The 21706-nt window shown below is 66.9% G+C and carries 19 protein-coding genes; 4 read left to right on the top strand and 15 right to left on the bottom strand.

Annotation, left to right across the window (positions count from 1 at the left end; all coding sequences use genetic code 11):
* Positions 1-9: 9 nt before the first annotated feature.
* Positions 10-1032: a hypothetical protein gene (locus tag XarjCFBP7645_RS03910; RefSeq protein WP_181126167.1), complete on the bottom strand. Its 1023-nt coding sequence runs from the start codon at positions 1030-1032 to the stop codon at positions 10-12.
* 129 nt (positions 1033-1161) lie between these two features.
* Positions 1162-2001 (bottom strand): glycosyltransferase family 2 protein, encoded by an 840-nt coding sequence (locus XarjCFBP7645_RS03915; protein WP_104536294.1) that lies wholly within the window; start codon positions 1999-2001, stop codon positions 1162-1164.
* Positions 2002-2354: 353 nt separating this feature from the next.
* On the opposite strand from XarjCFBP7645_RS03915, the gene XarjCFBP7645_RS03920 reads away from it, so the two are divergent.
* The 4 genes from XarjCFBP7645_RS03920 to XarjCFBP7645_RS03935 all read left to right on the top strand — a co-directional run bounded on the left by XarjCFBP7645_RS03920 (position 2355) and on the right by XarjCFBP7645_RS03935 (position 7322).
* Entirely contained in the window at positions 2355-3515 is a 1161-nt protein-coding gene (locus XarjCFBP7645_RS03920; protein WP_104536295.1) for a phosphotransferase enzyme family protein, read from the top strand.
* Between the two features lie 32 nt (positions 3516-3547).
* Positions 3548-5713, top strand: a complete 2166-nt coding sequence (locus XarjCFBP7645_RS03925) for a TonB-dependent receptor (protein WP_104536296.1) — start codon at positions 3548-3550, stop codon at positions 5711-5713.
* Positions 5714-5912: 199 nt separating this feature from the next.
* Positions 5913-6488 carry a nicotinamide riboside transporter PnuC gene (gene pnuC / locus XarjCFBP7645_RS03930; RefSeq protein WP_104536297.1) on the top strand — a complete coding sequence of 192 codons (576 nt, stop codon included), beginning with the start codon at positions 5913-5915 and terminating at the stop codon, positions 6486-6488.
* 105 nt (positions 6489-6593) lie between these two features.
* The gene (locus XarjCFBP7645_RS03935) at positions 6594-7322 is read left to right on the top strand and encodes a UTRA domain-containing protein (RefSeq protein ID WP_104536298.1); all 729 of its coding nucleotides are present in this window, start codon (positions 6594-6596) and stop codon (positions 7320-7322) included.
* 487 nt (positions 7323-7809) lie between these two features.
* Here the strand turns inward: XarjCFBP7645_RS03935 and XarjCFBP7645_RS03940 are convergent, their stop codons facing one another.
* The 13 genes from XarjCFBP7645_RS03940 to XarjCFBP7645_RS04000 form a co-directional block, all read right to left on the bottom strand.
* Positions 7810-8649 (bottom strand): glycosyltransferase family 2 protein, encoded by an 840-nt coding sequence (locus tag XarjCFBP7645_RS03940; protein ID WP_104536299.1) that lies wholly within the window; start codon positions 8647-8649, stop codon positions 7810-7812.
* Positions 8646-10958, bottom strand: a complete 2313-nt coding sequence (gene gspD / locus XarjCFBP7645_RS03945) for a type II secretion system secretin GspD (protein WP_104536300.1) — start codon at positions 10956-10958, stop codon at positions 8646-8648. The genes XarjCFBP7645_RS03940 and gspD overlap by 4 nt, the downstream gene beginning before the upstream one ends.
* Positions 10955-11746, bottom strand: coding sequence for a type II secretion system protein XpsN (gene xpsN / locus XarjCFBP7645_RS03950; RefSeq protein ID WP_104536301.1), 792 nt, complete (start codon positions 11744-11746; stop codon positions 10955-10957). The genes gspD and xpsN overlap by 4 nt, the downstream gene beginning before the upstream one ends.
* On the bottom strand, positions 11736-12389 hold the full coding sequence (gspM, locus tag XarjCFBP7645_RS03955) for a type II secretion system protein GspM (protein WP_104536302.1): 654 nt from the start codon (positions 12387-12389) through the stop codon (positions 11736-11738). The genes xpsN and gspM overlap by 11 nt, the downstream gene beginning before the upstream one ends.
* A complete protein-coding gene (locus XarjCFBP7645_RS03960) occupies positions 12373-13494 on the bottom strand; it encodes a PilN domain-containing protein (protein ID WP_104536303.1) in 1122 nt (373 codons plus the stop codon). Before XarjCFBP7645_RS03960 ends, gspM begins: the two co-directional genes overlap by 17 nt.
* On the bottom strand, positions 13491-14342 hold the full coding sequence (locus tag XarjCFBP7645_RS03965; protein WP_016901924.1) for a general secretion pathway protein GspK: 852 nt from the start codon (positions 14340-14342) through the stop codon (positions 13491-13493). The genes XarjCFBP7645_RS03960 and XarjCFBP7645_RS03965 overlap by 4 nt, the downstream gene beginning before the upstream one ends.
* Positions 14339-14974, bottom strand: coding sequence for a type II secretion system protein J (locus tag XarjCFBP7645_RS03970; RefSeq protein ID WP_104536304.1), 636 nt, complete (start codon positions 14972-14974; stop codon positions 14339-14341). Before XarjCFBP7645_RS03970 ends, XarjCFBP7645_RS03965 begins: the two co-directional genes overlap by 4 nt.
* The gene (gene xpsI, locus XarjCFBP7645_RS03975; protein ID WP_046344331.1) at positions 14971-15387 is read right to left on the bottom strand and encodes a type II secretion system protein XpsI; all 417 of its coding nucleotides are present in this window, start codon (positions 15385-15387) and stop codon (positions 14971-14973) included. Before xpsI ends, XarjCFBP7645_RS03970 begins: the two co-directional genes overlap by 4 nt.
* Positions 15384-15893: a type II secretion system protein XpsH gene (xpsH, locus tag XarjCFBP7645_RS03980; RefSeq protein WP_046344332.1), complete on the bottom strand. Its 510-nt coding sequence runs from the start codon at positions 15891-15893 to the stop codon at positions 15384-15386. Before xpsH ends, xpsI begins: the two co-directional genes overlap by 4 nt.
* Positions 15894-15903: 10 nt before the next feature.
* A complete protein-coding gene (gspG, locus tag XarjCFBP7645_RS03985) occupies positions 15904-16335 on the bottom strand; it encodes a type II secretion system major pseudopilin GspG (protein ID WP_104536305.1) in 432 nt (143 codons plus the stop codon).
* 123 nt (positions 16336-16458) lie between these two features.
* Entirely contained in the window at positions 16459-17676 is a 1218-nt protein-coding gene (gene xpsF / locus XarjCFBP7645_RS03990; RefSeq protein ID WP_104536306.1) for a type II secretion system protein XpsF, read from the bottom strand.
* A gap of 175 nt (positions 17677-17851) precedes the next feature.
* Complete coding sequence (gspE, locus tag XarjCFBP7645_RS03995) at positions 17852-19579, bottom strand: type II secretion system ATPase GspE (protein ID WP_181126168.1); 1728 nt, start codon at positions 19577-19579, stop codon at positions 17852-17854.
* Between the two features lie 129 nt (positions 19580-19708).
* Complete coding sequence (locus XarjCFBP7645_RS04000) at positions 19709-21592, bottom strand: diffusible signal factor-reguated S8 family serine peptidase (protein ID WP_104536308.1); 1884 nt, start codon at positions 21590-21592, stop codon at positions 19709-19711.
* Between the last annotated feature and the right edge of the window lie 114 nt (positions 21593-21706).

Raw genomic sequence — 21706 nt, forward strand, 5'->3', positions numbered from 1 at the left:
GTGGCGTCCTTAGAACCGCCACCAGGCGGCCACGAATGGCCCACCCGCGGCGCCGGTGTTGCGGCCCATGACAGGCTGCTGATAGCCCACCTGCCACTGGCTGCCGCCCGGCGCGGTGTACAGCGTGGACAGCTGCAGCTTGGTGAGGTCGTAGTTGGTGCCGGTGGCGACGAAGCCGGAATCGCCAGGTGTCGAGCCAACGACAAACGCGTCGTTACGACCGTTACCCAGGCCCTGGATCACGTTGACTTCGCCGAGCAGCAACCAGCTCGGGGTCAGGCTCAGGCCGGTGGATGCATCCACCCGCACTTCGTCGGAAGCGGCACTGCCGCGCAAGCGCACCGCGCCCCCCAGATCGACGTAGCCGTTGCGCCCGCCCAGCGTGTAACCACGCCCACGGCTGTAACGCAGCTCCAGGCCGTAGTCGCCGAGGCCGAGCGCGGGGTCGCGCCCAGGATTGTTTGGGTGATAGGTTTTGCTACGCCCGTAGGCCGGGAGACTGACCAAGGCCTGCACCGCGCTACGCCAGACGTCGTCGGCCGCGCTTGGCAGTGCGTAGCGCAGGCCGATCTCCTGATCGGCAAAGCCGGTCGTGCTGCGGCGTGCCCGCCCGGGCGCACCGTTCACCGGTTCGTCGTTGTTGAAGCCGACCTCGGTGAAATAGAAATTGCCGATCACGCTCAGCGTATCGCTCAGACCATGCTCGACATACACATTGAGCTGGTCCTGGCGGCTGCGTCCGTTGTTGCCGAAATCACCGCGGTGATGGGCGTCGTCGAACCAGCCGGTGCCATCGCTATGCAGCGCCTTGACGATCACCAGGGTGTCGCCCTGCGGCTGGGTCCAGGCACCGGCCAAGGCCGTACCCGGCACGGCAGCCATCAGGCAGCTCAACGCGAGCGCCGACAGCGCAGCCACCGGCGCGCGACACATGGTGGACTCAAGAGAAGGGGGCAAGGCAACCGAACTGGACTGCGGCGCGGCGGCGCATGGCTGACGTACCCGCAGCTGCGGGTCGTTGTGTAAGGACATTGCACGATTCCTGATGGGGGACCCGGAAGGGACAGGAAGCTAGTGATTGATCACACTTCGAGGCGAAACGTATCACAGTTAAGTTTCGCCACCCATCACCGATTTATCACAAATTTAACGCGAGCGGACTCATCTGTTTTGCAACAATCTCGGCACCTGGGCGGCCGCATGGGTCCAGATCGCCAGCCAGACGCCAAGCCGGGTGACCCGCCCGCGCCGGCCCGCCTCGAACTTGCGGAAATAGCGCCACAGGCCGCGGTGCTTATGCCACTCGACAAAGAACGGCCGCGAACGACTGGACACGCCGCGCACATGCAGGACCTGCAGATCGTTGGCCACCGCCACCAGCGCGCCGGCCTGACGCGCACGTCGGCACAGGTCCAGGTCTTCGGCGTGCAGCCGGTAGCCGCCATCCCAGCCGTCGAGTCGGTCGAACAGGCTGCGTTGCATCAGCATCAAGGCGCCGGAAATGGCGTCCACCACCTGCAAGGTCGCAGACGGATCGGCCGGCACCGCCAGCTGGGCGGCAGCGCGCGGTGCGCGCAGCATCGCCGCAAAATCCGGATCGCGACGGCGCACGGCGGCATCCGGCTGCCCCTGCTCGTCTACCTGCTCCACGCCCAACAGCACCGCCGCGTGCCCGGCCGCGCGCGCGCGCAGCTGCGCCAATGTGTCGCGTTCGACCATCAGGTCCGGGTTGATGAAGACCAGCCAGGGCGCCTGCGAGTCGCGCGCGCCCTGGTTGCAGGCGGTCGCAAAGCCCGGGTTGTCCGGATTGGCGATGAAGTGCAGCCGCGCATCGGCCAACGCATGCCGCTGCACGACCTCCAGCGTATCGTCGCTGGACGCGTTGTCGACCACCCGGATCTCGCTGATGCCCTCTGCCGCGCGCAGCCGCGACAGGCATGCATCGATGGTGCTGCTGCTCTGATAGGTGACGACGACGGCGGCAATCTGGACGGGAGTCATCCGGCCATTATCCGGCCCCGGGGCAGCGCAACGCCATCGGGCGTATGCCGGCGCCGATCTGGCGGCTGGCAGCCGCAGCAGGCATACTGCGCGCCCGGAGCCGCCCAGCGGCTTTGCGCAGGCGCCGCCCACGGCGCACCCCACATTCAGTATCGAGATGACGGCCAGCGACCTTTCGGTGTTGCGCTGCCTTTTCATTCCCTGCAGCGCAACCGCCTGATGGCGGGCGCGCCGCAACGACGGCCTGGCAGCGCCGTCCATGTTGTCGCCGGCGCGCGCGCCGGGTCCGCCCCTTCGACACCGATTGTCTGGTCTATACCACTGGACGGCTCAACATTGCCGGATCCGCGCGCATGAGCACCTCGCATCAGGTGCACGGCATGGGCCTGGAGTTGGCGCTGCCGGACTGGCCGGTGTTGACCGCCGACGAAATCCATCGCGTGCTGCAGCACTTTCCCGCTCCTGGCGGTGGCGAACTGATTCGCTGGCATAGTGCGCGCCCGTTTTCCGCCGCCGCCTGCGTGGACACCGCCAACGGCACGGTCATCGTCAAGCGGCATCACCGCAGCGTGCGCAATGTCGCTGCGGTGCGCGAAGAGCACCGGTTCATGGCGCATCTGCGCTGGGCCGGGGCACCGGTGGTCGAGGTGCTGCACGATGCCGCGGGCCGCACCGCCCTGGCCGATGCGGACTGGGTCTACGAAGTGCAGCGCGCAGGTATCGGCCAGGACCTGTACCGGGATGCCTTGTCGTGGACGCCCTTCACCTCCGCTACGCACGCGTGGGCGGCAGGTGCCGCGCTGGCCCGCCTGCACCTGGCAGCGCAGGGATTTGATGCGCCGCCACGCCAAAGCAGCGTGCTGGTGGCCAACCTGGCCCTGTTCGCGCAGGCCGACCCGATCCGGGCGGTGGAACAGTCATTGCTGTCGCGCCCCGGCCTGGCCGCCGATTTTCAGGACCGGCCCTGGCGCCGCGACCTGACCGACCACCTGCTGCCCTGGCACGCCCGGGCATGGCCGGTGCTGTCGGCGCCCGGTGCCCTGCCGCCGCTGTGGACGCATGGCGACTGGCATGCCTCCAACCTGCTGTGGCGCACGCACGACGATGGGGCCATCGCGGTCAGCGCGGTGTTCGACTTCGGCCTGTGCGACCGCAGCTTTGCGATGTTCGACCTGGCCACGGCAATCGAACGCACTCTGATCCCATGGTTGAACCTGGATGCAGGGCAGCGCGCGCAGCCGCAGCTGGAGCAACTCGACGCCTTGCTAGACGGCTACACCCGGCACTGCGCGCTGGACGCCGCGCAGCTAAGGCAGCTGGCCGCCTTGCTGCCGATCGTGCATGCCGACTTCGCCCTGAGCGAGATCGACTACTTCGCCGGCATCACCCGCTCGGCCGACAACGCCGATATCGCCTATCACCGTTACCTGCTCGGCCATGCGGACTGGTTTGCCAGCGCCGATGGCCAGTGTCTGCTCGATCACCTGCGCGCGCGCGCGCGCCGGTTGCCATGAGCGTTTTTCCTTCTCCTTTTCGAGCCCTGCGCATGCACCTGTCCGCCCCCCTGCCCCACCGCCGCCCGCTTGCGCTTGCACTTGCGCTGTGTGTCGCCACGCCTGCACTCGCGCAGCAACACCCCGGTGCCGAGGCGGTCGAACTGGATGCGGTCAACGTGCGTGGCGAACGCGCCGACGCCAGCACGGCCTTGACCGGCTTCGGCGCCACGCGGCTGCTGGATGCCCCGGCCTCGATCGCGGTGATCGATCGCCAGCAACTGCTCGACCGTCAGGCTCGCGTGCTCAGCGAGGTATTGCGCGCCGATGCCTCCGCCGGCGATGCCTATGCCCCGATCGGCTACTACGAAAATTTCGTCGTGCGCGGCTATTCGCTCAACGCCGCCAACAGTTACCGCATCAATGGCCTGAGCGCAGTGGGCGAACAATCCATTGCACTGGAAAACAAGCAGCAGGTGCAGATCCTCAAGGGCCTGGCCGGGCTGCAATCGGGTGTCAACGAACCGGCCGGGCTGATCGACTACCGCACCAAGCGGCCCGAGCACGTGCGCAGCGTGACCCTGGGCACCGACGAACAAGGCTCGCGCTACGTCGCCGCCGACCTGGGCGACTGGTTCGGTGCCGAGCGCAGCCTGGGCCTGCGCGTCAACGCCGCGCGCGAAGACATCAACAGCTATGTTGAGCACGCCGACGGTTATCGCAATTTCCTGTCGCTGGCCGGCGACTGGAAGATCAGCCCGCAGTCCCTGCTGCAGCTGGATGTGGAGTATCAGCATCGGCAGCAACGCTCGGTGCCGGGTTATCAACTCCTGGACGGCACCCAGGTGCCGCGCGCTATCGATGTGCATCGCCTGCTCGGCTACCAGCCGTGGTCGCGGCCGGTGGAGATGGATTCGCTCAATGCGCAGCTGCGCTACGCCTACCAGTTCAACGACAACTGGCGCGCTACCGCTGAAGCGTCACGCAGCCGCTCGGTGATCAACGATTTCTCCGCGTTCGCCTGGGGCTGTTATGGCGCGGCCAGTTGCGCCGACAGCGTCACACCGAACTTCTTCAGCGCGCAAGGCGAGTACGACGTCTACGACTACCGCAGTCCCGACGACACTCGCGTGCATGATCAATTTCGCGCCACGCTGGAAGGCCGTGTGCTCACCGGCGCGCTGGATCACCGCCTGAGCATCGGCGGCGACTGGCTACGCCGCACCATCGATCGTTTCGGTTCGGTCAACGAATTCGTCGGCAGCGGCAGCATCGACCGCGACCCCGCAGTGTTTGCACAGACCGACGTCGCCCTGGACCCGAAGCAACGCCGCCTGGACAGCCGCCAACGCGCCCTGGTGGTCGCCGACCGGATCGGGCTGGGACCGCGATGGGAGCTGTCGCTGGGCGCGCGTTACGTGCGCCTGGACGAGCGCAGCTTCGACCGCGATGGCGTGCTGGAGCGACGCACGCGCAAGGACACGCTGCTGCCGCAGGCCGCGCTGCTGTTCAAGCCGCAGCAGCAGGTGTCGCTGTACGCCAGCTACGCCAAGAGCCTGGCCGCCGGCGGTACCGCCCCGTGGTTTGCCGACAACGCCGATGAGATCCTGCCCCCGACCAATGCCTACCAGCTGGAGACCGGCGCCAAATTCGAGCTCGACGGCCTGCGTCTGGGCGCGGCGCTGTTCGACATCCGCCAGGCCTACCAGTTCACCCAGCCGCAGGCCGATGGCGGCCTGCGCTATGTGCAACAGGGTCGCCTGCACAACCGCGGCCTGGAGTTGTCGGCCGATGGCGCGGCCACCGCGCAGCTGCGCATCTTCGCCAGCGTCGCGGCGATCCGCGCACGCGCCGAAGACACCGACAGTGCCGAGTACGAAGGCCACCAGGCCATCAACGTGCCCAAGCTGCGCGCCAGCCTGCAGGCCGACTACAGCGTGCCCGGCATCGATGGCCTGGCGCTGCTGGCGGGCGCGCAATACAGCGGGCGCAAGTTCGCCGACCGGCTCGGCAACGCCAGCGTGCCGGCCTACACCGTGGCCAACCTGGGCGCACGTTACGCCACTGCACTGGGCGGGCTGGCCACCACCTGGCGCTTGAACGTGGACAACGTGTTCGACAAGCGCTACTGGCGCGATAGCGGCGAATACCAGGGCGATGCCTATCTGTTCCCGGGTGCGCCGCGTACGGCGCGTCTGACCGTGCAGGTGGACTTCTAAACGCGGCCGATGCGGCCATGCGATCCGCTGACGCATGAGCTGCACGGGTTACGCGACAGCGTTGCTGCGCGGGCCGAGTGCGCTGCAGGTATCGGCTACAGGCAGTGAACGCGCTCGGCCTGCTCGCACGGTCGCGTTGAACTGTTCTGCGTCCCAGCCCCCGATCCATCGTCCATCAGACATCCTCCCCAGACCTTCCATGTCGTTGCTCGAATCCATCGCCGTCGTGATCAACCTGCTCGGCGTCTGGCTGACCGCGCGGCGCATTCGCTGGTGCTGGCCGGTCGGCATCGTGGCGGTGGCGCTGTATGCCTGGCTGTTCTACCAGTGGAAGCTGTACTCGGACATGTTGCTGCAAGGCGTCTACGTGCTGACCCAGCTGTACGGCTGGTGGCAGTGGCAGCGCGGGATGGCCGCGCGCACACGCATCCGCCCGTTGCCGATGCCGCAGGCGGAGCTGTGGATCTCGCTGTGCATCGGTGCCGTGTTCGCCGCCGCGCTCGGTGCCTACATGCATCACCACACCGATGCCGCACTGCCGTGGCTGGACGCAGCGCTGGCCAGCTTCAGCCTGGTCGCCAGCGTCTGGGCCGCACGCAAGCGCATCGCCAACTGGATACTGTGGATCGTGCTCGATTGCGTCTACGTGGGCGTGTTCGTCAGCAAGGGGCTGTATCCCACCGCACTGCTGTATGCAGGCTTCGTGCTGCTGGCGCTGTATGGATGGCGCAGCTGGAAAACCCAACAGCAGCAGAACCCGGCCGGCCTTGCCTGAGCCACCTGCGGTTTGCGGGCGTGTTCTTCTTTACCATCGCTGCATGCACCTCTCTTATCCGCCTGCCTTGCACATGCGCCGCAGCCACCATCGGCAGGTCGCCGCATGAGCGCGTCGCGCCAACACGCCATCACCGAAATCGTCTCGTCGCAGATCGCCGCCGGCGAATGGGCCCCCGATCAGCGCCTGCCGGTGGAGCGCGAGCTTGCCGAACGCTTCGGCTGCACCCGCATCACCTTGCGTGAGGCCCTGCAGCAACTCGAAGCGCAGGGCCGCATCTACCGCGAGAACCGGCGCGGCTGGTTCGTCAGCGCGCCGCGCGTGCGCTACGACCCCACCAGCATCGCCGGCTTCATGCAGTACGTGGCGGCGCAAGGGCGCAAACCGCGCACCGAGCTGTTGAGTGCCACCCGGCAGGCAGCGGGGGCTGCCTACGCGGCGGCGCTACGGCTGGAGACGCCGTACGAGCAGGTGTTCGTGCTGCAACGCCGGCGCTGGATCGACCGCCGCGCGGTACTGCTGGAAACCAACGTGGTGCTGGCCGCCTGGGCGCCGGGCCTGCTGGAGCACGACCTGGCCGGCTCGCTGTCGAGCGTGTTCAACCAGAAGCTCGGGCTGTTCCTGAGCCGCGCGCAATTGTCGATGCATCCAGCCGGGCTGGATGCCGCACAAGCCCTGTTGCTGCAGTCCACCACCGGCACGCCCTGCTTCCGGCTGCAGCGGATCAGCTTCGCCGAAGACGGCCGCGCGGTGGAACTGGATATCGAATCCTGGCGCCACGATGCACTGGATGTGGTGGTACGGACCGAGGCACCGATGCGGTCGGCTTCTTGAGCGGCTAACAAGACTACGTCACGTCAGTCACTGCACTGCGGCCTGGCTGCAGGGCCCTTGCCCACCCACCATCGCGGGACACGCTGCGAGTACGTCCTTGTAAGCTCTTACGCGACGGTGGGCGGGCAAGGACCCGTCAAGATGGTCGGTGTGCATGTTTTCAACAAAGCAACCGACTCACTCCCTGGTGCGGTGTCCTCGCCGATTGCGGGAGCGTGTGGCGGCATGGATGCCGCCACCGAGCCCCCACGGACGGGTTCACGGCGTGTCCCGCGAGCGCTGAGGGCACCGCGCCCTCGACCCGCTCGGCGTTTGACCTGGACGTCCGATAGCATCCACCAACATACGGCCGACAAAGCCACTTCACTCAGCGCACGGCGAGCAGTCGTCAGGTTGCATAGGACAGCGCTCAAGAACTGCACTGTACGAGTCCACCGAACACCTGCTGCGCCCGCCTGACGGTGAGCATGCCGCGTTAGCAGCTGTTCTACGCGTCAAATAGCCTGCGTTGTGGATCCGGCGGCGGTAAATCGGCGAGCAGCTGCGAGAGTTGATCGCGCTGCGCACGTAGCGGGTCGTGCATCAGGAAGTTGGCCAGGCGTGCGTGCCAAGCCGGCCAGCGTGTGGCCAATGCATCCATGTCGCCGTCGGCAGGGCGGCCTTCGTGCGGCGAGGCGACGAAGGCGGTGTCGCACAGCACGTTGCGCCAGCCCAGGCCAGCCATGCGCAGGCTCAGGTCCACCAGTGCCGCATACCAGGAGCCATAGCTGCTGGCATCCAGGCCGCCGGCCTTGCGCCGTGCGCTGCCGCGCAGCAGCACCGCGTGGCCGATTGCCGATGGCAGTTCCGGATGCAGTGGCGGCATCGCCGCACACGCAGCGGCAAGCCGCTCCGGCGCGGCGGGCATCGGATTGAGTTCGCCCAGGCGTGGCCAGCTGCAGGCTTCGCCCACATTGCTCCACGGGGTGGCGGTGGCAATCGCCGCATCGCGCGCAAAGCAGGCGTCGAGCTGATTCAACCAACCCGGCAGCGGGCAGGCATCCAGCCCCAGCACCACCACATCGGCATCGCCGCAGCCGCTGAGCATTTCGTCCAGATGCGCCACCTCGCCGAGCATGCGCTGACGCCGGGTGTGATGCGCCTGCAGGTGCGTACGCGCCAACCAGTGCGCGATCACCGCGCGGCCACGCGGGCCGGCCTGCGCGTCGTCGGCCAGCCACACGCGCGTGCCGGCGGGCGTGGCGGCATCCAGTGCGCCCAGGCAGGCATCCAGGGCCTCGTCGTCGGTGCCGACCGACACCAGCACGACGGGCAATGCCGCACTCATTGCGGCTTCTGGCTGGGTTTCAGCGGCTCCATGGCCTTGAACTTCTGACCGTATTCGTCAGTGAGATTGCGCGCTTCCTGCGGGTTGCGCACGATCGACGGGGTGATCAGCACGATGACTTCGCGGCGGTTGCTGCTCTTTCCCTTCGAACCAAACAATGCACCAACCACAGGCAATTTGCTGAGGAAAGGCACGCCATCGCTGGTGTCGGTAGTCGTGTCATCGATCAGACCCGCAAGCATGATGGTGTCGCCACTTTGTACCGCAGCCTCTGTTTTGACACGGCGCGTATTGATGTCGACGTTACAGGCTGCGGCGTTGACTGTCGCAGTTGCCGATGTGCAGGCTGCGGGCCGATCGCCCGGGCTGCTGACTTCCTGGACGATATCCAGAAAGACCATGCCATCCTTGGTCACGCGTGGACGCACTTTCAGGATCACACCGGTGTCGATGTACTGCACCGAGGAAAAGCTACTGTCGCTGCCAAGCCCCGTATTGATCGATGTGGAATTGATGGCGATACGCGAGCCGACGTTCAATGTTGCCTCCGCGTTGTTGCGCACGAATACGGAAGGCGTCTGCAGCAAGCGAACGTTTGTCACTCGATCTAGCGCAGTAATGACCGCGGCAGCATTCTTGCCGAGGAAGCTCCAGGCAACGCCTCCGCTACCAACCTTGCCAGCGATATCACCCCAGATGTTTCTCCCCGCTGCGCTCGCCAAGCCGGCACCAGCGCCAATTCCGGTGGCATTGACGGCCGAGTCCGCCGCTGCATTCACTGCATTTTCGAAATACCAGTTAACGCCGTACTCAAGCGCACCAGTCAAATTCACCTCGGCCACCTGCGCTTCGATATGCACCTGCATCGGCATCACATCGAGCTTTTCGATGACGTCGCGGATCGAAGCCCACGACTGCGGGGTGGCACGCACCAGCAAGGTATTGGTTTCGGCCACCGCCGATACGCCGACCTTGTCGCCTTCCACTTCCAGCGTCACCGCGCCATTGCCGTTGCTGCGCGGCGACAGCTGCAGGCTGCCGTTGCCCAGTCCACCGCTGCTGCTGCCACTGCCACTGCTGCCGCCGAAGCTGCTGCCGGAGGAACTGCCATCGCTGCTCTCGCCGATGCTGCCGCCGGTGGTGCCCGAGCTGCCGCCCATGCTGCTGTCGCGGTTGCCCAGCGCGCCGCCGAGCACGCTGGTTTCCGAGCCCGGGGCCAGCGAGGCGTTGGAGTCGTTGTTGTTGCCGCGCCCACCGAACACTTCCGACAGGCGGTCGGCCAGGTCCTTGGCCTTGATGTACTTCAACTCGTACGAGAACAACCGCACGCCGCCACCGGCACTGTCGATGCGGTCCAGCCACTGCTGGATCTGGTCCAGGTAGCGCGGCTGCGGGGTGATCACCAGCACCGCGTTGGCGTTTTCCAGCGGCATGAAACGGAACATGCCGGCGCTGGGCGTCTTGCTCTGCTCGCCGAACACTTTTTCCAGATCGGCCGAGACCTTTTCGGCCTTGCCAGACTGGATCGGGAACACGCCCACCGACATGCCCGACAGCCAGTCCACGTCGAAGATCTGCACGGTGCGCAGGTAGTTTTCCAGCTCGGCGCGGGTGCCGCCCAGGGTGATCACGTTGCGCGAGGGATCGGTGCCGACGATGGCGTTCGGGCGCGCATAGGGCTCGAGCACCTTCTTCATTTCGCTGGCGGAGATGAACTTCAACGGCACCACGCGCACTTCGAAACCGCGCGCGGCCGAGGGCGATGCGGTGCTGGGCGCGACGGTGCCGGCCAGCGCCTGGTCGGCCGGCACGATGTTGTAGCGGCCACCGCTGAACACCATGCGTGCGTTGTTCCAGCCCAGCACCATTTCCAGCAGGTTCAAGGCCTGCGCCGGCGAGACCGGATTGGGCGTGGCCAGGGTCACGGTGCCCTGCACGCCGGGGGCAATGACGTAGTTCTGCCCGAGCATGTCGCCCAGGATCGCCTTGACCACCGCCTGCACCGACTCGCCTTCGAAGTTGAAGGTGGCGCTGCCGCTGCTGGCCATGCCCAGCGTCGGCGCCGGCGCGCCCGCCGCGCTCTGGTTGATCATGGTGCCGCTGCCACGCCGGATCACCGGGGTGGGCTTGGCGCTGGCATTGCCCTCGGCGCGTTGCTCGGCGCTGGTCTGAGTGGCGCCGGCAGCGCCGACTTGCGGGTCCAGGCGCGCGTTTCGGCGCACGTCCGGCGGCGGAGTGGTGGCGCAACCGGCCAGCAGGCCGATCAGCAGGGACACGGGAAACAGGCGCTGCGTCATGCGTTCACTCATTGGGTCTGACCGGGGGTAGAGCCGCTCTGGCGCTGCTGTTGCAGCTGGCGGCGTCGGGCTTCGATACGTTCGCGGATGGCGCGCATCTGATCATCGGAGGGGCGTGGGGCTTCCTGGGCGCCATCGCTACGCTGCGGCGGCGCCGTCGGCGGTGCCTGCCCACCGGGCTGCTGTGGCGGCGTGGCGGGCTGGGTCTGCGGCGGCTGCGCCGGCGCGACCGCGGCGGCATCGGGCGACGGTAACGGCGGAATGGCGCCGCCAGCGCCGCGCACGCCCGCATTGGCGGTGGGCGGTTGCCCGCCCAGGCCGTTGAACACGTGCAGCTCCAGTGTCTGCGTGCCGCCGGGGCCTTCGATGGTTGCGCTGCGCGGCTGCAAGGCGAGCAGGCGCCAGCCCTTGACCGCCTCGCCGCCCAGCTGCACCCGCACCGAATCCTGCGGGTCCAGCGTCAGCGTGGCCATCTTGAAGTTGTCCGTCAGCAGCACGCCGGTCAGGCGCACCGTCGAGGCGGCGCTGCTGCCCTCGTTACCGGACAGGAAGAACGGATGCGGCAGGCGGTCTTCGGCGAAAGCCGGATGCGCGGCGATCTCCGAATATTTTTCGAACGCGCCCAGCCGTTCCGGTGCCGGTGCCGGCAGGGTGGGCAGGCGCTGCACCAGTGCCGGGTCGTCCGGCAGCAGCTCCACGCGCTTGCCCAGCCCGGCCACGGCCAGCACGCACACCAGCAGTGCCCAGCCGACCATGGTGGCTAGCAGCCAGGTGCGCAGACCGATCATGTCAAGGCGCATTGCTGGCCTCCGCGGCGTCGGCTGCGGTGGGCGCCGCGTCGGTGTTCAACGGCGCGGCGCTGGCGCCGGGGCGCAGGTAGCCGGCCAGTTCGAAGGCGATATCCAGGCCGTTGCCGCTTTCGTTGGGCGAGAGCTGGTAGCGCTGCGCCATCACGTTGAGGTTGTCCACGAACAGACGCGGGGTGCCGTTTTCCAGGCTGTACAACACCGAGGCCAGCTCCGGGGTGCCGCAGCGCAGGCGCACCTGCACCGCGACGCGGGTGAAGCGGTCCTTGCTTTCCGGCTGCAGCGGCGAGCGGTTGCTGATCGCGCAGCTGCGGTTGCCGGGGCTGGCTTCCACCACGGCGCGTTCCAGCCGCTGCACCAGGCCGGCCGACGCCAGTTCGGCCGAGGTTTCCGGCAGGAAGCCCGGGCGGCTTTGCAGCGTCTGGCGCGCCTGGCGTAGCCGTTTGCTGACTTCCGGTGCCTGCTGCAGCTGCACGCGCACGCGCAGCTCGCGCTCGCGCAGCGCCTGCAGGTCGTCCTGCACTGCGATCATCGGCTGGGTGAACCAGGGGTGCACCAGCACCAGATAGGCCACGCCGATCACCAGCAACAGCAGGCCCAAAGCGATCCAACGATCGCGCTTAACGCTGCGTGGCATCGGCCGCCTCCTTGGCATCGGGGCCGGCCAGTTCGGCGGTGATGGTGAAGCGGTCGACGTTGCGACCGGCATCGCTCTGCAGCACGCCGGTCAGCGAGGGCGTGCGCCACAGCGGCGAGCCTTCCAGACGCCGCACCAGCGAGGAGGCTTCGTTGCTCAGACCGATCAACTGCAGTTGCCCGCCTTCGACCGAGAATTTTTCCAGATAGGTGCCGCCCGGCAGACGCCGGCTCAGCTCGTCCCAGATTTCCACCGAGGTGGGGCGGGTGGCGCGCTGCTGCTGGAAGAAGTTGGCCCCTTCGACCAGATCCAGCAATTGCTGGCGTTCGGCGGCGACCTGGCGCGCGCGCGCGGCGTTGGCCTGCACCTTGGCACGCAAGTCGTCGGCGGCCTGGCGGCGGTTGTCCAGCAGCAGCCAGCCGGCCACGGCCAGCAGCACCAATGCGGCGGCAGCGAGCAACAGATTCCAGCGCTGCATCGGGTCGCTGCGCCGCAGCCGTCGCGCCGGCGGCAGCAGGTTCACGCCCAAGGGCAGGCCCTGCGCGTCGGCGACATCGATGCCGGACAGGGCGCTGGCCCATGCGTCGGGCACGCCGGCCGGGCCATCGATCATGCGCCGCGGCACCACCACCAGTTCGGCATCGAGCTGGCCGTCTTCGCGCACATCCAGCACGCGCGCATCGAAGTACACCTGGTCGGCAGTGAACGGGGTTTGCCGGTCGATCTCGAAGCGCGCCACATCCTGCAGCCGCGCCGCCGCCGCCGCAGGCAGGCGCAACGGACGACGCAAGGCATGCGCGGCCGGCAGCAGCCAATGCCGTGGCAGGCCTTCCAGCGCGGTCGGCAGCAAGGCATGGACTTCCTGCGGCTGCACCGGCCACGGCAGGCTGGCGATGGCCTCGCTGCTGTGATCGCGCTGACGCAGCAACTGCAGCGCAGATCCGTCGGGCTGCAACAACAGCCGCGACGGCGACAGGCCCAACTGCCATTGCCAGCGCTGCGGCAGCCAGGCCAGCAGCGATTGCTGCCACCAACGCCAGAAGCCTCCGGCTCCCGGCATGGCGCGTACGCCGATACGACCCAAGGTGTCCCGCCATGCGGTCATTGCACTGCTGCTCCCTCTTCCCAACGCAACACGGTATATGCCGACCCGGGTAATGCGGACGCACTGGTGGAGACGACCGCCCGCAACACAGCCTCGCGTCCCTGACTCAGTCGCGCCCGGCTCTCGATACTATAAGTGTCCGACCCACCGACCGTCGCCTCGCTGCCCGGCAAACCCGGCGGCGCGTCACGCTGGGCCAGCAGTTGCCGCGCATCCAGGCCCATCGCGGTCAGCACCGGGCCCGGCGCAAAGCGCGCTTCGGGACGCGAGCGGCCGCTGTACAGGGTGAGGTTGGGCAACAGCTTGCGATACAGCTCGCCATCCATTCCCAGCACCAGGCGCAACTCGCCCAGCGTTTCGAACGGGCCGTCCTTGGCGCCGTACGGCAATCCGGCATCGGCATAATCGCGGTCTTCCGCGCCACCGCCCGGCTGGCTGAGCGAGTCGCCATCGCGCCAGTCGACGATCGCACCGGCAATGCGCGTATCGCGGCCCTGTTCGCCACCGACCGCGCGTACCAGGCCGGCCAGCAGCGCGGGCTCGGCCATGTTCAAGTCCACCTTGCCGCTTTCGTCGGTAATGCGGATCTCCACCGTGGCATCGTCCATCTGCCAACGATAGCGCCGGCCGTCTGCAAGCCAGCGCGCCTGGGTGTCGGTGCTTTGCAGGCGGGACAATGCGTATTCCAGCCCGGAGCGCGCGTACTCCTGCGCCTGCGCGCCGTTGCGCAGCATGCTGCCCTGCAGCGCTTCCACCCGCGCGGTCAGCGCGAATGCGCCGATCATCGCGGTGAGCAGCGCAATCAGCCACAGCACCAATACCAGCGCGGCACCGCGCATCGCGCTCATTGCCCCGCTCCCGGGTTGCTGGATTGCGGCAAGGCCACCACCAGCGGCGGCCAGGCGGCACCGCCGCTACGGATCTCGATGCGCACCAGCAGCGGCAGACGGTCGTGCCATTCCCACTGCGGCAACCACGCGCTCAGGCGGCCACTCTGCGGATCCATGCCGCGATACCGAAAGCTCACCTGCTGCACGTCTTCGGCAAGTGTTTCCGGCGGCAGCGTGGCGCCCTCTTCGATCGACTTGCCCGATTGCAGCATGGTCAATGCGATCCGCAGCGTGCGCTGTTCGCCTTCGCCGGCCACCGACAGGTCATGCAGGTACGGCCCGCCGCGGCCAAGGTAATCCGGCACATCGGCGGCAAAACGCATGCGCTGCGGCTCGCCGATGAACAGCATCGGCTGCTGGCTTTGCGGGTCGATGCCCATCGCGATCGGCAGTGCCGCCGCCAGCCGCCGGCGCAGGAATTCTTCCACCGCACGCACGCGCTCGCTGCGCTGGGCGATCGCCTCGCCGCGCTGGCTCACCGCACTGGCAGAGCGCAAGGTGGCAAATGCCAATGCCAGCCCGCCGACCAGCAACATCGTCGCCAGCAATACTTCGATCAAGGTGAAACCGGCACTGCGCGAGCGACTCATGGCGCGCTGCCCGGCTGCGCCGCAGCCACCAGCCGCAAGGTGCGCCACTGCAGCACCTGATTGGGCTGCTCGCCCCAGCGCACCACCAGGGTCAGCTGCAGCAACGTGTGCGCGCCGGGGGATACCGGCGCCTGCGGATTGCGTCGTGGCTCGTCGTACGGGCGCACATCCATCGACCAGCGGAAATGCCCGTCTTCGAACGTGCCTTGCTGCTGCTCGGGCACCAGCGGCTTGTCCATGCCCTGCGCCGCCAGCAACGACTGCGCATGCAAGGTGGCGCGCGTGCTCTCGTCGGCCGCGCGCACCTGACGCGCGGCACCGGACAGCGATCCCAGCAACAGGCTCAACGCCAGCGCCAGCAACGCAAAGGCGACGATCACCTCGATCAGGCTGTAACCGCGCTGTCGCTTCATGGCGCCGGCGTCCGCAACTGCCCGGAACGCACTTCGCCGGTGATCCAGCCCACGTCCACACGCCAGGTCGCGTCCTTGACGCGCAGATCGATGCGCCCGCCGGTGGAGGCGCCATCGGGGAAGAACTGAATGGCGCCCTGATCCTGCCGCGACTGCACCTGCCGCGCGCCGGTGAAGCGCACTTCCAGCGACGACGGCAGATCGCCGTGATGGCCGCCGGGCGCTTCCCAGCGGCGCTGCTGCGGGTCGATCAGAAAGCGCTGCGGCGTGCCGGTGGCAATCGCCTGGGTACGCGTATAGCGCAGCTGCGAGGCGATCGCCTTGCCTGCAGTGCGCAGGCGCATGCCGTCGATCCCGCCGTTGAGCGCTGCGGCGGCCAATACGCCGGCCATCGCGATCAGGGCGATCACCAGCAACATCTCCAGCAACGAACTGCCACGCGTGCGTGTACGACCAGGGCCGACCACTCCATGCGGATGACGCAACGGCTGACACGCAACGCGCATGACGAACGGCTTATTGGTACTTGATGTCCGCGTCGTAACTGCTGCCGCCGGGGCGGCCGTCCTTGCCCAGGCTGATCAGATCGAACGGCTGGCCATCGCCGGGCACGCGGTATTCGATGGTGTGACCCCACGGGTCGTTCAATTCGACCGGCTTGGCGTACGGGCCGAGCCAGCCGCTGCTGCCGCCCGGCTGGGTCACCAGATCATCGAGCTTGCTCGGCAATTTGCCGGTGTCGAGCTGGAAATTCTCGATCTTGCCGGCCAGGGTCTGGATCTGCGACTTGGCCAGATTGGCCTTGCCGCGATCGGCACCACCGAGCACCCGGCTACCGACCAGGGTGAGCACCGCGCCGATCAGCACGATGACGATGATGATTTCCAGCAGGCTCATGCCGGCCTGGCCTGCACGCGATGGACTACGGGTGATGGAGCGCTTGATCATGAACGATTTCCTTGCACGTCGATGAAGGTTGCTGCCGCCAGAAGATGACACGGCGGGCGTTGCAATGGTTCCCGCACGCATGTCGCGCGGTCGCCGGGAAGTTGTTGAGAATCCACCGCCACGTTAGCCGATGGCATTGGTCAGGTCATACAGCGGTACCAGCACGGAAATGATGACAAGCCCCACCACCGAGGCCAGCACCAGCGTGATCAACGGCACCAGCGCGGCCAGCGCGCGGTCGATGGCCTGCGCGGTTTCCAGCTCGAAGGTATCGGCAGTCTTGAGCAGCATCGTGTCCAGGGCGCCCGATTCTTCGCCGACCTGGATCATCTGCAGGGCCAGCCGCGGGAAGCGCTTGCCGCGTGCCAGCGACATCGCCAGGCCATGGCCGTTCTTGACGTCGTCGGCGGCGGCGTCGACATCCTCGACCAGCGCCAGGTTGGACATCACATTGCGTGCAATGCCGATTGCCGCCAGCAGCGGCACGCCGTTGCGCAGCAAGGTGCCCAGGGTGCGCGTCAGCCGTGCGGTTTCCAGACGCGCGATCAGGCTGCCGACCACTTTCTGCCGCAGCAACCACTCGTCCAGCGCGGCACGGAACGCGGCATTGCGGCGTTTGCGATCCAGCCACAGCCCGAGTACGCCCGGTACCACGATCAGCACCAGCCACCAGTCGCGCACCAGCAGACCCACGCTCAATACCCCCTGGGTGAACCACGGCAAGGCCACATCCAGGCTTTCGTACATCTGCGCGAACTGCGGCACCACATAGCCAAGCAGGAACAGCAACGCGCAGCCGACCACCGCCAGCAGGATCGCCGGATAGATCAACGCGTTGATCACCTTGCCGCGCAGTGCGCGGCTGCGCTCCAGGTAATCGGCCAGGCGCTGCAGCGTGTCCTGCATGCTGCCGCCGGCTTCGCCCGCGCGCACCATGTTGATGTAGAGCTTGGAAAACAGCCCGTGCTGGCGCTCCAGCGCCGAGGACAGCGGCGCGCCGCCACGCACGGTGTCGCGTACATCGCCGATCACGCGCCGACTTTTGTCGTCTTCGGGCAGATCCATCAGGATCGACAACGCGCGATCCAACGGCTGGCCGGCACCGATCAGCGTGGACAACTGCTGGGTGAACTGCACCAACGCGGCGTTGTCGAACGGCTTCTTGCGCAACAGCATGCGCAGCGACGGCGAATCGTTTTCGCCAGTCGCCAGGCGCGTTTCCACCGGCAGGTGGCCCTGCTCCTGCAGGCGCAGCGCGACGTCCGCGTCGCTGGCCGCTTCCATCTGGCCATCGAGCATTTCGCCGTGGGCGTCGAGCGCTTTGTAGCGGTACAGGGGCATCAGGCGGGAAGGCCGGGATTGGGGAATCGGGAATCGCGAATCGGTAAAAGTGCGATGCCGCGCTGCGTTGGCGCGACTGGGCGCAGCTGTGCGCGTGCGGGACGCATTGCCGGGACCTTGCTCTGCTTATCTTCCGATCCTGAGCGTCCGATGCTCGCTGTGGCTCCGTTGACTCTCACGCATCCTCCGTAACGCGCAGCACTTCTTCGATGGTGGTTTCGCCGCGCAAGGCCTTGGACAGGCCGTCCTCGTACATGGTGCGCATGCCGGCCTTGCGGGCCAGTTGTTCGATCTCGCCCATGCCGGCGCGGCGCATCACCGCGCGCCGCAACTCGTCGTTCATCACCAGGAATTCGACGATGGTGGTGCGGCCAAGATAACCGGTCGGCGCAGCGGCCGACGCGCGCGGGCGGTACAGATAGATCTCGCCGTCCGGTTGCAGCCGGCGCAGGTTGAAGCGTTCGATCTCTTCCGGCGATGCCAGGTAGCGCTCGGCGTTGGCCAGGTCGAGCTTGCGCACCAGGCGCTGCGCCAGGATGCCGTTGATGGTGGAGGTGAGCAGATAGTCTTCCACGCCCATGTCGAGCAGACGGGTGATGCCGCCGGCCGCGTTGTTGGTGTGCAGCGTGGACAGCACCAGATGGCCGGTGAGCGCGGACTGGATCGCGATGCGCGCGGTTTCCAGATCGCGCATTTCGCCGATCATGATGATGTCCGGATCCTGACGCACGATGCTGCGCAACGCGTTGGCAAAATCCAGCCCGATCTGCGGCTTGGCCTGGATCTGGTTGATGCCTTCGATCTGGTATTCCACCGGGTCTTCGACGGTGATGATTTTCACGTCCGAGGTATTGAGCTGGCTCAACGCGGTGTACAGCGTGGTGGTCTTGCCCGAACCGGTCGGGCCGGTCACCAGCATGATGCCGTGCGGTTGCTCCAGCACCTTGCGGAACTGCGGCAGAAACTCTTCGGTGAAGCCGAGCTTGTAGAAGTCGAACACCACCGTCTCGCGATCGAGCAGGCGCATCACCACGCTCTCGCCGTGCGCGGTGGGCACGGTGCTGACACGCAGATCCAGCTCCTTGCCCTGCACGCGCAGCATGATGCGGCCGTCCTGCGGCAGCCGGCGTTCGGCGATGTTGAGCTTGGCCATGATCTTGATGCGGCTGATCACCGCAGCGGTGAGCTTGGCCGGCGGGCTTTCGCCTTCCACCAGCACACCGTCCACGCGGTAACGCACCTTGAGCCGGCTTTCGAACGGTTCGATATGGATGTCTGATGCGCGCAGTTCCACCGCGTGCTGGATCACCAGATTCACCAGCCGGATCACCGGCGCTTCGGACGCCAGGTCGCGTAGCGCTTCGATATCGTCGCTGCTGTTGGCATCGCCATCGGCGGTTTCCACGATGGTGCCCATCGCGCTACGGCCCTGGCCGTACCAGCGCTCGATCAGATCGTCGATTTCCGAGCGCAGACCGACCTGCAGAAACAGCGGGCAGCCGGTCGCAAGCCGCACCGCATCGATCGCGTAATCGTCGTAGGGATCGGCGATCCACAACTCCAGCCGGCCATCGCGTTCGCCGACCGGGCATAGATGAAATTGTTTGAGGAAGCGCAGCGACAGTCCCTGCACTTCCGGCAGCATTTCCGGTGGGGTGTCGCCAAGCTGACGTGCATCCACCAGCGGCAGACCCAGCACATCGGCGCAGGTCTCTGCATGATCGCGTTCGGATACCAGGCCCAGACGACCCAGCAAGGCCAGCAGGCCCATACCGGATTCGGTCTGCAACTGGCGCGCGCGCAGCAGATCGGTGTCTTTCAGACGACGGCGTTCAAGCAGCGCTTCGACGATGCGTGTCTCCGCACTGCGATGCTCAATTGGATCGACGGCAACCGCGTTCACACTCGTCTCCACTGGTCCGGCGCCGACTGTAGCAGTTTGCCGCGACGATCAACCGTACGCATCTGAATCGTCCTGAAAAACGATGCCCCCGGTGATTGGCCGGGGGCATCGGTCACACTATGCAACGGCTTACTGTCGTGCGACGAGCGTCAGCTTCGCGTAGTCGGCAGCGCCCACCAACTTGATGTAGTAGGTGCCTGCCTTGGGGGCAGTGAAACGCACGGTTTCGCTGTTACCCGGGCGGGTCGACTTGGCGTCGTAACTGGTCGCGCCGGGTTCGGCTTCATAGCTGACGTACACCGACACATCGCCGGTGCCGCCGTAGGTCATGAAGCTGAGCACGGCACCGGCCTTGGCTTGGAAACTGTACAGCGTGGAGCTGCCACCGGCACCGCTCAGGCCGGTCAGGGGAGCCTTGTTGGTCAAGGCGATCGCGGTCGGCGCGCAGCTCTGGGTGGCCGGATCGCACGGCTCCACCAGCACCGCTTCCAGCGCGGCCTTGGCATCGACGATGCCGCTGCCGATCGGGGTGCTGGCCGGCGGCGTCACCGGGAAGCGGCGGCTGGTCTGCTTGAGCAGGGCTTCCACTGCGGCCGGGGTCAGCGGGCCATCGCCCAGACCGATCGCCGCGCTCTGCACCAGGGCGACGACACCGGCCACGTGCGGCGATGCCATCGAGGTGCCACCCAAGCCCATATAGGTATAGCTTCCCGAGGTCGGCGTGGTCGCACCGGTGTAGCCGGCCTGCCAGATGTAACCGCCCGGATTGCCGTCCACGCTGCCGCCGCCGCCCGGGCCGGACAGATCGACCTTGCTGCCGTAGTTGGAGTAATAGGTGATGCCGCCGGTGATGCGCGTGGCACCCACGGTGATGGTGTTGTTGCAGCTGGCGGGCGAATGGTTGGCCGCATCTTCGCCGCTGTTGCCGGCCGCCACCACCACCGTGGTGCCGCGCGCGACCGCGCCGTTGATCGCCAGCTGGGTGGCCGAATCGCAAGGCTCGCCGCCGCCCAGGCTCATGTTGATCACCTCGGCCGGGTTGGTATTGGCCGGTACGCCAGCGACCGTGCCGCCGGACGCCCACACGATCGCATCGGCGATGTCGGAGGTGTAGCCGCCGCAACGGCCGAGCACGCGCACCGGCAGGATGGTCGCCTTGGGTGCCACGCCAGCCATGCCTACGCCGTTATTGGTCGCCTCGGCCACGGTGCCCGAAACGTGGGTGCCGTGCCAGGAACTTTCCTGTGCCACCGAGCCGTCATAGCAGACGTTGTCGGCCTCTTCCCAGTCGCCGTAATCCAGCGCGCCCGGCACGCGGGCATCGGTGGGACGACGCGAGACTTCGGCATCGGTGATGAAGTCGTAACCCTGCAGCAGGTTGCCGGCAAAGTCGGGATGGCCCGGCAGGATGCCGGTATCCAGCACTGCCACCACCACGCCCGCGCCCTGCGACAGATCCCATGCGGCCGGCGCATTGATGCCACCGTTGGGGTTGCTCAGATGCCACTGGTATTGGGCGTACAGCGGGTCGTTGGGCACCAGTTGCGGGGTCACGTCGGTGGCGGCAACGCTCTTCTTGATCTCGACCGGGCGCAGCATGCGATCGATCTGCACGTCGGCCACGGACGGGTCGTTCTTAAGCTCGACCACCACCTTGTCCACCTGTGCGGTGGTCAGCGTGCTGGACAGCTTGATCAGGTCCGAGCCGATGCCGAGCTTGCGCACATACGTCGCCTTGGCGGCGGCTGCGCTGCTGCGTGCGCCGGTGCTGGCACCGACACGGCCGACTGCGGCCTGCACCGCGCTCAGCTTGCTGGCGCGATCGGTCGCAGCAGCAGTGTTGTCCTTGTAGCGCACGATCAGGCGGCTACTGAACGCAGCGCCGGCCGATGCTGCCTGGGTCGGTTCCTTGACCAGCAGTTTCGGGGCAGCAGCGAGCGTGCCCGATGCACCCAGGGCCATCATCAAGATGGCGCCGGTCAGCGGGGAGAGACGGAAATTCTTGTCGATCACGGTGAAATCCTCTTCGTGTTTTTCGTCGATCAGCTGGGAGCGGCTTCCGAACTGCGGCGCAACTGCGGTGCAGCGCGCTGCGTTCGATCAGCCACTCCTGGTAAGGCCATCACT

Source organism: Xanthomonas arboricola, assembly GCF_002940665.1.
Classification (GTDB): domain Bacteria; phylum Pseudomonadota; class Gammaproteobacteria; order Xanthomonadales; family Xanthomonadaceae; genus Xanthomonas; species Xanthomonas arboricola_B.